The organism is Amycolatopsis sp. NPDC088138, from assembly GCF_044741685.1.
Taxonomy (GTDB): Bacteria; Actinomycetota; Actinomycetes; order Mycobacteriales; family Pseudonocardiaceae; genus Amycolatopsis.
On the sequence record NZ_JBIUTB010000007.1, the window covers coordinates 536548 to 549346 of the forward strand.

The 12799-nt window shown below is 71.8% G+C and carries 10 protein-coding genes, 1 tRNA gene and 1 pseudogene; 8 read left to right on the plus strand and 4 right to left on the minus strand.

Translation table 11 applies throughout. The annotated features are described in order from the left end of the window. The first annotated feature begins 89 nt into the window (after positions 1-89). The 5 genes and pseudogenes from ACIOD2_RS39195 to ACIOD2_RS39215 form a co-directional block, all read left to right on the plus strand. Positions 90-815 (plus strand): hypothetical protein, encoded by a 726-nt coding sequence (locus tag ACIOD2_RS39195; RefSeq protein WP_400550658.1) that lies wholly within the window; start codon positions 90-92, stop codon positions 813-815. Continuing rightward, positions 812-1852 (plus strand): GNAT family N-acetyltransferase, encoded by a 1041-nt coding sequence (locus ACIOD2_RS39200; protein ID WP_400549968.1) that lies wholly within the window; start codon positions 812-814, stop codon positions 1850-1852. Before ACIOD2_RS39195 ends, ACIOD2_RS39200 begins: the two co-directional genes overlap by 4 nt. Then, entirely contained in the window at positions 1849-2916 is a 1068-nt protein-coding gene (locus tag ACIOD2_RS39205; RefSeq protein ID WP_400549970.1) for a hypothetical protein, read from the plus strand. Before ACIOD2_RS39200 ends, ACIOD2_RS39205 begins: the two co-directional genes overlap by 4 nt. 7 nt (positions 2917-2923) lie before the next feature. Next, entirely contained in the window at positions 2924-3946 is a 1023-nt protein-coding gene (locus ACIOD2_RS39210) for a GNAT family N-acetyltransferase (protein WP_400550660.1), read from the plus strand. A 34-nt stretch (positions 3947-3980) separates the two neighbouring features. After that, positions 3981-4172: pseudogene (locus ACIOD2_RS39215) on the plus strand (4-oxalocrotonate tautomerase family protein); the annotation flags it as partial. 60 nt (positions 4173-4232) lie between these two features. Here the strand turns inward: ACIOD2_RS39215 and ACIOD2_RS39220 are convergent. Next, positions 4233-6083 (minus strand): prolyl oligopeptidase family serine peptidase, encoded by a 1851-nt coding sequence (locus ACIOD2_RS39220; RefSeq protein WP_400549972.1) that lies wholly within the window; start codon positions 6081-6083, stop codon positions 4233-4235. 39 nt (positions 6084-6122) lie between these two features. Between ACIOD2_RS39220 and ACIOD2_RS39225 the strand changes: the two genes are divergently transcribed. Further along, complete coding sequence (locus ACIOD2_RS39225) at positions 6123-6893, plus strand: methyltransferase domain-containing protein (RefSeq protein ID WP_323324529.1); 771 nt, start codon at positions 6123-6125, stop codon at positions 6891-6893. Between the two features lie 48 nt (positions 6894-6941). Here ACIOD2_RS39225 and ACIOD2_RS39230 read toward each other — a convergent pair. Together ACIOD2_RS39230 and ACIOD2_RS39235 are read right to left on the minus strand one after the other, a co-directional pair. After that, a tRNA-Pro gene (locus ACIOD2_RS39230) sits at positions 6942-7015 on the minus strand. Positions 7016-7044: 29 nt separating this feature from the next. After that, a complete protein-coding gene (locus ACIOD2_RS39235) occupies positions 7045-8025 on the minus strand; it encodes a metallophosphoesterase (RefSeq protein WP_400549974.1) in 981 nt (326 codons plus the stop codon). Between the two features lie 118 nt (positions 8026-8143). Here ACIOD2_RS39235 and ACIOD2_RS39240 point away from each other — a divergent pair, with 118 nt between their 5' ends. Beyond that, positions 8144-9916 carry a protein kinase gene (locus ACIOD2_RS39240; RefSeq protein ID WP_400549976.1) on the plus strand — a complete coding sequence of 591 codons (1773 nt, stop codon included), beginning with the start codon at positions 8144-8146 and terminating at the stop codon, positions 9914-9916. Between the two features lie 55 nt (positions 9917-9971). Here ACIOD2_RS39240 and ACIOD2_RS39245 read toward each other — a convergent pair whose 3' ends face one another. After that, on the minus strand, positions 9972-12149 hold the full coding sequence (locus ACIOD2_RS39245; protein WP_400549978.1) for a transglycosylase domain-containing protein: 2178 nt from the start codon (positions 12147-12149) through the stop codon (positions 9972-9974). 343 nt (positions 12150-12492) lie between these two features. On the opposite strand from ACIOD2_RS39245, the gene ACIOD2_RS39250 reads away from it, so the two are divergent. Then, a complete protein-coding gene (locus ACIOD2_RS39250; protein ID WP_400549980.1) occupies positions 12493-12789 on the plus strand; it encodes a WhiB family transcriptional regulator in 297 nt (98 codons plus the stop codon). The last annotated feature ends 10 nt before the right edge of the window (positions 12790-12799 follow it).

Below are 12799 nucleotides of genomic sequence, written 5' to 3' on the forward strand. Positions count from 1 at the left end.
CTTCCGCTACGGGCGTTGATGGCGCAGACTCCCCGGCCATGTGGAATCTGGGGGTAGGTGTCGCGTGGCGTGCCGCCTACGTGCGTGCGGTGCGCTCGGCGTTCGCCACGGTGCCGTTCTACCGCGAGCGCTGGGCGCTCGACGGCCGGGAAGATCCGGTGCTGGTGCCCGGCCGCACCGGGACGAACGGCGGTGCGGCGCCGCTCGCCGAGGCCCTGCACAAGCTCGTCGACCTGGTCCCGCTGGCCGGGGGCGCGCAGCGGCCCGACCCGGCCCGCGGTCTCGGCCGGGTGCTGCGGACGGCTCGCCCGCCCGGGCGCGGCAGCATGATCGTCCTGTTGGGACCGGACGATCTCCGCCCGCCGTCCGACCTGCCGAAGGACGTCCGTGGATGCGTCGCCGATCCCGACGCGCCGAGCGAGTCCGTGCTTCGCGAGCTGACGGCGGTCCTGCACCGCGGTCACCGGGTCCTGGTGGTCGGCGACGACAAGGCGGTCAGCACGTTCACGGCCGGGCTGCCCGGCACCGGCGCGAGCCGCGTCGAAGCCGTACCGCAGCGCGAGCTCGACTCGCTCGACGCCGGCCCGTACGGCGTGCTGCACGACCCGGTGCTCGGCTACCTCGGCGCGCTGGGCGGGTGCGGGCGGTGGCACCTCGACTGGCCGCACGTCTACGCGCGGCCCACCGCCGCCGGGCTCGCCTTCACCTTGCTGCGCCAGGATTCCCCGCGGTTCGTGGACGTCGTCCCGGCCGGCGGGGTGCCCGGCGCGATCGAGCGCTGCCCGCGCCACGGCACGCCGGTCGTCGTCGCATGAGGTTCGCCTTCCACGACCCCCGGGCCGATCCGGCGCCCGCGGGCTGGGCGGAGTTCACCCGGACCGCGCGGCTGCACCCGGTGTGGGACTACCAGCTGATGGGCCTCGAAGCCTGGGGCGCGCGCAACCCGCAGCTGGTGGTCGTCGCCGTCGAAGGGGACGAAATCGTCGCCGGGATGTCGGTTCTGGTCTGCCGGCCGCGGCTGTCCCCGCGGTTCGCGCCCGCCCCCGGCCGGTGGCTGCTCCGGCCGTTCTGGGCCGAGGTCTACCAGCCGTGGCTGAGCGGTTACCCCGGGATCGAGTTCACGCCGGGCTTCCCGGCCGCCGACCGGCGGGCGCTGGTGCGGGACTTCGAGCGGGCCCTGCGGCGGCACCTCGGTCCCGGCCTGATGGGGGTGCTCTACCGGGCGATCGACGAGGAGCTCGCCACCGTCGTCGACGGTCTCGGCCGGCTGGTCCGGCGGGCGGAACCGACGGCCGTGCTGGAAAACCGCTTCACGACCGAAGAAGACTGGATCGCCACGCTGCCCGGCCGGCGACGGTCCGGCCTGCGACGCCGGCGTCGCCGGATCGCCGAAGACCCGACTCTGGTGGTGCGCGGCGGTCCCGGCCGCGACGACGTCGGCGGCGCCGAGGTCGCCGGGCTGATCAAGGCGCACCGCGAGCGGTACGGGAAGCTCGTGCTGGACACCCGCACGTTCCCCTCCGCCGGCTTCCTGCACACCTACGTCCGGCGGCCGGACATCCACACGCTCACCTACCGCGACGACAACGGCCGGCTGCTCGCGGTGAACACCATGCTCGATCACCCGGACAGCCCCAGCCTGCAGCACTGGGCGGCGTTGCCGCTCGACGAGCGCGGCCGGGGTGCGGGCCTGTACTTCGACTCCTACGTCCGCGCGGTGCGGTTCATGGCGCAGCGCGGGGCGAAGGAGCTGTCGGCGGGCCGGGGCATGAGCGAACTGAAGCAGGAGCTGGGGTTCCAGCCGCGCGCGCTGTTCGCGGCCGCGGCGCCGAGACCGGTGCTGGGCCGATGACCGCGGCACTGGCCGCGGTGTCGCAAGTGGACATCGTCGACCCGCGGGTCGACGCGCCACCCGCGGGCTGGACGGCGTTCCGCGTCAAGTGCCTGCCACCGGTGTGGGACTACGAGCTGCTGCGCCGCGAGGCGTGGCTGGCGAAGAACCCGCCGGTGCTCGCCGTCGTCCGCGAGGGTGACCGGGTCGTCGGCGCGCTGTCGGTGATGGTGTGCCGGAGCTGGCGGGCCACCGATTTCGGGCCGCTTTCCGGCGGGCGCTTCCGGCCGCGCTGGGCCGAGGTCTACCTCCCGCTGCTGAGCGGCTACCCGGCGTGCGTGTTCGACGACGACGTCGGCGAGCCTGAGCGGCGGAGGGCGATCCGGCGGTTCGAACGCGCGCTGCGGGAGCACCTCGGTCCCGGGCTGCTCGGGGTGGTCTACCGGGCGATGAACCCCGAGCTGGTGCCCGCGCTGGACGGCCGCGGCCGGATCAGTCGCGAGATCGACCCGGCGGCCGTGCTGCGCAACGCCTATTCCACGGTGGACGAATGGGAGGCCGGCCTGGAGCCGGGGCTGCGGCGGTTCCTCCGCCAGGACGTCGTCACCGAGGTGGCGTCCGGGCGCACCGACCTGGACGCCGGTGCGCTCGCCGCGCTGCTCAACGCCCACCGCGCCCGGCAGGACGAGCGTGCGTGGACGGGCGGCCAGCGGTCCCGGATCGGCGGGTTGCACATGGACACCCGCAGTCCGATCGCGCCGAGCTACCTGGACGCGCTGGTCCGGCGGCCGGACGTCCGCACCCGGACTTACCGCGACGACGCCGGCCGCTTGCTCGGCTTCAACACGATGATCGACCACCCGGCGGGCTGCGCGGTGCACCACTGGGCCGCGCTGCCGAGCGCGGCCGGCGGCCGTGAAGGTCTCTACGTCGACTGCTACGCCCGCTGCGTGGCCCACATGATTACGCAGCGGCGACCGGAACTGACCGCGGGCCGGGCGATGCTCGCCGAAAAGGCCGCGCTCGGGTTCGGCACGCGCTCGCTGTTCTCCGTGGCCGTACCCCGGCCGGTGCTGGGCCGGTGACGCGGTGGTGATCGACGTGCTCGACCCCCGTCACGACGCGGAACCCGGGTACTGGACGGTCCTGCGCGAGCGCGCCGGGCTCCGGGCCGACTGGAGCTGGGAGGTGCTCCGGACCCAGGCGTGGGCCGCGCGGACCCCGCAGCCGGTCACCGTGCTCCGCGAGGGTGGCGACCCCCGCGGCGTCGTCTCCGCCGCGTGGGTCACCGGGCGGACCCGCCGTCACCGGTTCGCCCGCGCGAGCGGCCTGGCCGGTGGTCTCGGTGGTCTCGACGTCCGCTCGCCCGGCGTGAGCTCGCAGCCCGGCTGGTGGTTCGCGGACTCCGGCGGCGACGGCGGTGTCACGCGGCTGCTCGAGTCGTACGTCCCGGCGATCCGCGCCGAGCTCGGTCCCGGGTGCCGCGGGATGCTGGTCCGGCAGGTCGGCGAGGCCGGGCTGGACGCGGTCGGCGGCCGGTTCCGGCTGGTGCGGCGGACCGAGGACGTCGCCGTGCTCGACGTCACCGCCTTCGGCTCCCGCGACGACTGGATGCATTCGCTGGCCCGCAAGCGCAAGCAGAACCTGCGCAAGATCTTCCGGGTCTTCGACGCCGACCCGGCGGTCGAGGTGCGGTGGCTGCCCGGCAAGGAGGCGGACCCGGTCGCCATCGCGGACATGCTGCGGCTCAACGAACACAAGCACCGCGACGTGCCGATCGTGCCGCTGCCGCTCTTCACCGGCTACCTGACCGCGCTGCTGCGTCAACCGGACGTCGCGGTGGCCGAGTACCGCGACCCCGGCACCGGCCGGCTGCTCGCCGTCGCCTCCGTGCTCGACCACCCGGAGCTCCCGGTCGCCCGGCACTGGGGCGCGCTCGCGCCGGAGCACGGCGGGCGGCCCGACCTCTACTTCCACTTCTACGGCGAGGCGGTGCGCTGGGCGATCGCGAACGGGCGGCCGTCGGTGCTGTTCGGCAAGAAGATGCCCGCGATGAAGGTGTCGCTCGGGGCGCGGCTCGTCCCGCAGTACGCGGCGGCCGTCCCGATTTGCTAGCTTCGCCGCGTCTCACCCCGCCGCGTCCAGGAGAGCCGCCATGCCGATGATCAGTGTTTCGATGTTCCCCGGCCGCACGCCCGCGCAGAAGAGCGCCCTGGTGCGCGAGCTGACCGACGCCTTCATCCGCACCTGCGGCGGCAAGCCGGAGGGCGTCCAGGTGACGCTGATCGAGGTGGGCGCGGACCACTGGGCCACCGGCGGGGTCCTGCACTCCGAGCGCTGAAGCCGTGAGGGGCACCTTCAGGGCTTATATGTCCCTGAAGGTGCCCCTCACGGCACTGGGTCAGCGCAGGCCGAGGGCCCGCTGCGCGAAGTTGACCTCGATGGAGGTCTGCTTGATCGTCTCGGCGATCACCAGCGAGCCGTGGCCGGCGTCGTAGCGGTAGAACTCGTGGTGCAGCTCGCGCCCGCCCAGCCGGTCGAGGTAGTTCTCGATCTGCCGGATCGGGCAGCGCGGGTCGTTGTCACCGGCGAGCACGAGCACCGGCGCCGTGACGGCGTCGACGTACGTGATCGGTGAGCACTCCCGGTACACCGCGGGCACGTCGTCGGGCGAACCGCCGAAGAGCGCGCGGTCGAACGAGCGCAGCTGCTCCATCTCGTCCTCGTACGCGGCGACGTAGTCGGCCACCGGCACCCCGGCGACGGCCGCCGCCCACCGGGTCGGCTGGGTGCCGATCGCCAGCAGGGACAGGTAACCACCCCACGAAGCACCGTTGACGACGCACTTCTTCGGGTCGCTGAGTCCACTTTGGACGGCCCAGTCGTGCACCGAGGCGACGTCCTCCAGCTCGGTGAGCCCCGGCCGGCCTTCGATGGCGTCGCGCCAGGCCGAGCCGTAGCCGGTCGAGCCGCGGTAGTTGACCTCGACCACGGCGAACCCGGCGTCGAGCCAGGTCGCGCGGTACGCCGAGAAGCGGTCCTCGTCGGCCGCGTGCGGGCCGCCGTGCAGGGAGAACACCGTCGGCAGTGGACCGTCGGGCGCCCCGGACGGCCGCGAGACCAGCGCGTGGATCCGCCCGCCGACCCCTTCGACGAACGCGTCGGTCACCGGCTCGGACCCCGGCGCCCGGTCACCCGGCGGCTCGAGCAGCACCGCGTCGGCGCCGTCGGCCGTGCGCGCCCGGACGGCGGCCGGCTCGGCCGCGCTCGACCAGGAGTACTCGACGGTCCCGTCGGGACGCACGCCGGCGCCGCCGATCCGGCCCGCCGGAGTGTCCACTGAGGACAGCTCGGCCGAGTCGAGGTCGTAGCGGTACAACGAGCTGCGGCCCTCGTGGAAGTGGACGACGAGCAGGGCGCGCGCGTCCGGGTACCAGCCGGCGACGACCTCGCCGGGCAGGTCCAGCTCGATCTCCGTCTCGGTGTCCTCCCGGACGTCCCAGACCAGCAGCTCCTCGCGGCCCCGCCGTTCGTGCAGGACCAGCAGCCGCTGGTCGCCGGGCAGCGGCGAGAACTCCAGGGCGGACAGGCCCTTGCCCTCGCCGTCCCACTTCTCGGCGACCGCGGCGAAACCGTCGGTCGCGAGCACCCGCAGCGCCGGGTGGCGCGAGTCGCCGTGCTCGGAGTGGGAGATGGCGATCAGGCTCTCGTCGCGGGAGAGCGACGTGATGCCGGCGTCGTCCGCGTGGCTGTAGAAGCGGTGGGTCTCGCCGTCGATCCGGGCGAACAGCTCGCTGCCGTCGTCGGTCGAGACGCCGACCGCGACGAGCTTCGTGCCGATCTCGAGGCCGGCCGGGTAGCCGTCGTGGACGTCCGGCACCGCCTTCTCGGGCTTGCTGCCCTCGGTCGCGGCGAACGGCTCGCGCACCCACGAGCCGAACTCGTCGCCGTCGGTGTCGTCGAACCACCAGATCCACGCGCCGTCCGGGGACGGTGTGGCGTGCATGGTGCCGTTGGGCCGGTCGGTGACGCGGCGGTGCTCGCCGGTCGCCCGGTTCCAGGCGTAGACCTCCCAGACACCGCTGGAGTTGGAGACGTAGAGGTTCGAATCGGGGGCGTCGCGGGCCCAGTCGGGCACGGAAATGCGCGGCGCGTGGAAGCGGGCGCGCCAGCGGGCTTCGGTCTCGGCCTCGTCGAACAGCCGGTCCGGGACCACCGCGGGCGGATATTGGTTGGCTGACTGCGTGCTCACCCCTCGATCCTGCCACCTTCTGGCCGTACTGTGTGCGGGGTGCTGGAGGGTTACGCGCCGGGCTACGGGCGAGACGCGGTTTCGATGATGTCCGCGCGCACGGCTGCCGAGCGCGCGACGTTCGCCCAGCCGCTGTTCGGGCCGGGGATGTGGGTGGTCGACCTCGGCTGCGGCCCGGGTTCGATCACGTTGGGGCTGGGCGCCGAGTCGCGCGTCACCGGGGTCGACGTCGACGCCGGCCAGATCGCGATGGCCCGCGACGTCGCGCGCCGCGCCGGTCGGTCCACAGTGGACTTCCTGGCGGCGTCGGCCTACCGGCTGCCGTTCGCCGACGGCAGTTTCGACGTCGCGTTCTCGCACGCGCTGTTCGAGCACCTCGCCGCACCACTGGACGCGCTGGCGGAGCTGCGCCGCGTCCTGAAGCCGGGCGGCAGGCTCGCGTTGTCCACTTCGGACTGGAGCAAGGCGCGGCTGCGCCCGAAGACGGCGAACGTCGACGCGGCCCTGCGTGGGCACTACCTGCTGCGCCGCCGCGCGGGTGGTGACCCGTTCGCGGGCCGCCGGATCGCCGACCACTGCGCGGCGGCGGGGTTCACGGAGATCGTCTCGCGCGCTCGCTACCGCGAGGACATGACGTACCGGGACCTGGCGAAGTACGTCGAGTCCCGGTTGGACGCCGCGATCGCGGACCCGGACTACGGCCGCGACCGGGACCAGCTGGCGAGCGCGGCCAGGTCTGCTTGGACGTGGGTCAGAAGTGGTGACGGCGATTTCAGCCAGTGCTGGGTGGAACTGACCGCGACGCGCTGACCCCGGAAACCAGAAGAGCCGGTGTCCGAAGACACCGGCTCTTACTCGTCGGGGTGGCGGGATTCGAACCCACGACCTCCTCGACCCGAACGAGGCACGCTACCAAGCTGCGCCACACCCCGAGGTACTGCTTAACGGGTCGTGGAGAAGTCTAGCGGACGTTGTCGCGGGCTTTACGGCGGGCCGTCTTACGGGGTTCGTCGGCGCCCGATCCGCGCGGGACCAGCGTCAACAGGCTCGCCTCCGGCGGGCACGCGAACCGGGCCGGGGCCCACGGCGACGTGCCGAGGCCGGCCGAAACGTGCAGCCACATGTGCGCGCCCCAGCGGGAGGCGCCGCGAGCACGACTGCGATCCAGGTCACAGTTGGTGACGAGTGCGCCGTAACCCGGGAGACGCAGCTGGCCGCCGTGGGTGTGGCCGGCGAGCACGAGGTCGTAACCGTCCGTGGCGAACGTGTCGAGGACTCGCGGCTCCGGCGAGTGCGTGACACCGAGGCGGACGGCCGCGCCGCTGTCGGCCGGGCCGGAGATGTCGGCGTAGCGGTCGCGGCGCAGGTGCGGGTCGTCGACGCCGGCGGCGAACACCCGCTGCCCGCCGACGTCGATCGTGCGGCGCACGTGCGTCAGGTCGGTCCAGCCGTGCTCGACGAACGCCGCGCGCAGGTCGCGCCACGGCAGCTGGACGCCGTGGATGCGCTTCTTCTTGCCCTTCGGCATCAGGTAGCGGGCCGGGTTCTTGGGTTTCGGCGCGTAGTAGTCGTTGCTGCCGAAGACGAACACACCGGGCCGGTCGAGCAGCGGGCCGAGCGCGCGCAGCACCGACGGGACGGCCTGGTGGTGCGACAGGTTGTCCCCGGTGTTGACGACGAGGTCCGGCTCGAGCTCGTTCAGGGCGGCGACCCAGCGCTGCTTGCTGACGTGGCTCGGCAGCATGTGCAGGTCCGAAACGTGCAGGATGGTGAACGGCCGCGACCCGGGCGCCAGCACCGGGAGCTCGGCGGTGCGCAGGGTCCAGTGGCGCCGTTCGATGCCGACGGCGTAACCGAGGGTTGCGGCGCCGAGCGCCAGCGTCCCCGCGGCGAGGCGGGCCGCCTTCGCCCCCGACGTGGTTTTGTTACTGAGCGTGCTCACGGGGTCCAGGATACGTGCTCAACAGTTGGATGACTTCGCCGCCGTTACGGGGAACCTCGCGCTTAGCATTTGCGTCGGCCCGATAGACGGGTTTCCAGCCGGGGGGTTGGGGAGAGCGATGGAGCTGTTCGGGCCGTACCGGATCGAGGGCCTGCTCGGCCGCGGTGGCATGGGCGAGGTCCACCGCGCCTACGACACGGCGCACGACCGCGTCGTCGCGCTGAAGCTGCTGTCCGGGCCGAACGCGGCGGACGAGGCGTTCCGCGCGCGGTTCCGCCGGGAGTCGCAGATCGTGGCGCGGCTGCGGGAGCCGCACGTGATCCCGATCCACGCGTACGGGGAGATCGACGGGCAGCTGTACCTCGACATGCGGCTGGTCGAGGGCAAGGACCTGAAGGAGCTGCTCGAAGACGGGCCGCTGACGCCCGAGCGCGCGGCGGGGATCGTCGAGCAGGTGGCGGGCGCCCTGGACGCCGCGCACGAGGACGGCCTGGTGCACCGCGACGTCAAGCCGTCGAACGTGCTCGTCACGACCGGCGACTTCGTGTACCTCGTGGACTTCGGCATCGCGCGCTCGATGAGCGGCGAGGCGACGTCGCTCACCGGCACCGGCAACGTGATCGGCACGCTCGACTACATGGCGCCGGAACGCTTCGGCGACGCCCCGATCACCGGGCTCGTCGACGTCTACGCGCTCGCGTGCGTGTTCTTCGAATGCCTCACCGGGCACCGTCCGTTCCAGGCGGAAGGCGCGGCCGCGCAGATGGGCGCGCACCTGACCGCGCCGCCGCCCGTGCTTTCGCAGGCGCGGCCGGGTGTGCCGGCCGCGCTGGACGCCGTGGTGGCGCGCGGGATGGCGAAGAACCCGGCCGACCGCTACCCGACGGCGGCCGCGTTCGCCGAAGCCGTCCGGAACGCGCTGGCGACGCCGTCGTCCGCGCCGATCCCGACCTGGCAGAAAACCCTGCCCGGACCGGTGACCCCACCGCGTCCGATGCCGACGCCGGCGGCGCAGCACGCCGTGTCCGCGCCGATGACCCCGCCGCGCCCGACGTACGCCGGCCCGCCGACCGGCCCGTACCCGGGGCCGCCGACGGCGCCGTCGACCGGCCCGCGGCCGATGACCGGGCCGGCGCCGCTCGCCGTGCCTTCGCCGCCGCCGAAGTCCCAGCGGGGCCGGTGGATCGCGTTGTGCAGCGCACTCGCCGGGATCGTCGTGGTGGCGTTGCTGGTCACGTACTTCGTGAGCAAGGACAAGACGACGCAGACGGGCAGCCCGTCGCCGACCCCGCCGGTGACCGTCACCCCGGACGACACGTCGGCGCCACCCGCCACGTCGTCGTCCTCGACGCCACCACCGTCCACTTCGGAATCGAAACCCGCGCCACAACACGACGAGAAGCTGTATGCGGCGCTTCCAGCGGTCTACAAACAGGACACGTGCGAGGACGCGGCGACCCCGGCCGGTGCGGCCGCCGCGGTCGAGTGCGGTGATTCGAACATCGGTGACGTCAAGTCGGGCAACGTGGTGTTCCCCCAGCCGACGGGCGCGAAGTTCCTGCGTTTCGCCGACGCGGCCGCGATGGACGCGTACTTCCAGAACATCGTCAAGACCCAGGGCCTCACCCGCAACGACGCGCAGGGTGCGTGCCGCCCGCTGAAGTACCCGAAGATCTGGGGCACGTACTACCGCGCCGAGACCCGCAGCCCGGTCCCCGGCGACTACCTGACGTGCTTCCTCGGTGAGCCGGCCCAGCTGGTGTGGACGGACGCGAAGACCCTCACCGCAGGCATCCTGCTGTCCACGAAGGTCACGAACACCGACCAGCTGGACCAGCTCTACTACTGGTGGAACGAAGAGATCCTGGTGGACATGCCCGGCGGCAACTGAACGACGAAGGCCCCTTCAGCGCCGGAGCGGTGAAGGGGCCTTCGTGGACTAAGGGCTAGCGGCCCGGGCCGCCCATGTACTGCGGGTCGGGCTGAGGCAGGTCGACGATCGGCTGGCTGGCGTCCATGATGTTCTTCATCGCGCCGAACCACGTCCGCGCCGGGGCCTTGCCGCCGAAGATGTTTCCGCTGCCGCACACCCGGACGTTGCCCGGGCCCGCGTCGCAGATGCCGCCCTGGCCGCCGCCGAACTTGAACGTCATCGCCGCGCCCGCCAGCTGGGGTGTGCCGCCGACGAAGGTCGCCGAGACGTTGCCCTGCGTGGTGCCCGTCTTGCCGATGATCGGCCGGTTCCAGCCGACGCCGCTCGCCGCCTGGAACGAGGTGCCGCCACCGGGCTGGTCGTCCTTGCTCATGCCGACGGCGAGGGTGTTCGCCAGGGCTTCGGGCACCGCCTGCTCGCAGCCGGCTTCCTTCACCGGTACCGGCTGGCCGTTGCGGTCGGTCACGCCGGCGATCGGCGTCGGCGGGCACCAGACGCCGCCGGAGAGGATCGTCGCCGCGACGTTGCCCAGCTCCAGGCCGCTCATCGGACTGAAGCCCAGGGTGAACGCGCCGAGGCCCGGACGGCCGTCCTTGGGGCCGTAGGCGGAAGCCTGGCTTTCGTTCTTGTTGTGGTCATCGGACTTCGGGTCGACCGTGCCGCCCCCGATGTTGCTCGCCATGGTGTCGCGCATGCCGAGCCGCTTGGCCATGTCGATGCCCGGAGCGGTGCTGCCGAGCCGATCTTCCAGCTCCACGAACGCGGTGTTCGGTGACGTCGCGAGTGCCGTTTGGACGGTCGCGCCCTGGGCGAGCCGGCTGTAGTCACCGGCGTTGCCCACGCAGTACCAGTTCGAGCGCAGCGGCGGCCCGGTCGGCGGGCAGGTCTTCGCGCCACCGGTGAACACGCGCGAGGTGTAGGAGTCCGGGATCTCGATCGGGGAGAAGATCCCCGCGACCCCCTTCTCCATCGCCGCGGCCGTGGTGAAGATCTTGTACGTCGACCCGGCGCCGCCGGTGTTGTAGACGCCGGTGGGCAGCGCGTACGTCGTCTGGCCCTGGTCCTGGTCCTGGCCGTAGTCGCGGTTGGCCGCCAGCGCGACCACCTCGTGCCGGTTCTTGCCCGGCTTGATCAGCGACAACGTGTTCGCGACGTACGGCTGGGTCTTCTTGACCTGCGCCTCCGCCGAGACCTTCGCCTCGTGGTTGGCGCGCTGGTCCAGCGTCGTCTTGATCGTGTAGCCGCCGGTGTAGAGCTGGTCCTTGCTCATCCCCGACTTGATCAGGTAGTCCTCGACGTACTGGCAGAAGAACCCGGCCTCCGCGCCCGCGCCGATGCAGTTGGCCGGCGGCTTCGCCGGGAAGTCCGGCACGACACCCAGCGGCTCGCCCTTGAAGCGGTCGGCGTCGGCCTTGGCCAGCTTCTTGTTCTCGACCATCCGGTCCAGGACCAGGTTGCGGCGCGCGGTCGCCTTGTCCGCGTGCTTCCACGGGTCGTTGTTGATCGGGTTGTTCACCAGGCCGGCCAGCAGCGCGGCCTGCGGCACGGTCAGCTTCTCCGGCGTGGTGTTGAAGTACGCGTGCGCGGCGGCGCCGATCCCGTAGATCTGCCGGGAGAACTCGACGATGTTCAGGTAGCCGGCCAGGATCTGCTGCTTGGTCAGCTTCGTCTCGAGCTGGATCGCGATCCGCGCTTCCTTCAGCTTGCGGGCGACCGACTGCTCCTGGGCCTTCTTCTGCCCGACCGTGTCACCGCGGTAGACGACGTTGATCAGGTAGTTCTTGATGTACTGCTGCGTGATCGTCGACGCACCCTGCGTGTCCGCGCCGGTGCTGTTGCTGACGGCCGCGCGCAGCGTGCCCTGCCAGTCGACGCCGTGGTGGTCGTAGAACCGCTTGTCCTCGACCGAGACCAGGGCCCACTTCATGGCCTCGTTGATCTGGTTCTCGTTGATCGGCAGCCGGTACTGGTCGTACAACGTCGCGATCGGGGTGCCGGCGCTGTCGGTGACGGTCGTGACCAGTGGCGGCGGGATGTCCGCGAGGTCGGACGACGTCTTCTCGACGGTCTCACTGGCCTGGTTCGACATCACACCGGCCGCCCCCACGACCGGGAAGAGCATGCCGGCGACGAGCACCCCCGCGAGCAGGCAGAGGCCGATGAGCTTGAACAAACCATCCGCTTTTCGCACGAGGGCCAGGCTACCCGGAGTGAGTCAGGCGCCGGTGACGCCGTGTCCCCACAGGTGTGAATTCAGTGACAAAAGCGACCCCCTTCGGTGACATCTGGTAACAGAAGGCATTCTAGGTCTTGGCGGGGGGAACCGAGGGCCCCTACAGTCCGTCAACGTCTCACGAAGAAAAGCCGTCAGACGGATCAACGCGAGTGGGAGCTCGCTTGGTCCGAACGGCGGCACCGGCACCGGGGAGGTGCCCGGTCAACCGACGTGAGCAGAGGGAGACACGCTCGCGGGGGCAAGGAGCGCAGTGCCTTTCCCCGCTGGTGCGTCGAACACCAGGTAGGGAGCTGGGGGTATGGAAACCAACCAGTCGAGCTGGCGAATCAACGCGTCCTGCCGGGACGCCGATCCGGACGGCCTGTTCGTCCGGGGTGCGGAGCAGAACCGGGCGAAAGCCGTTTGCATGGGCTGCCCGGTCCGCACGGAATGCCTCGCCGAAGCACTCGACGGCCGGATCAACTTCGGTGTCTGGGGCGGTATGACCGAACGGGAACGGCGGGCTCTGCTACGCCGCCGTCCCGACGTGGTGAGCTGGGCAGACCTGCTCGAGGCGGCCAAGAGGGACGCCCTGGAACGGGTCGAAGTCGGCTGAGTGGTCAGCC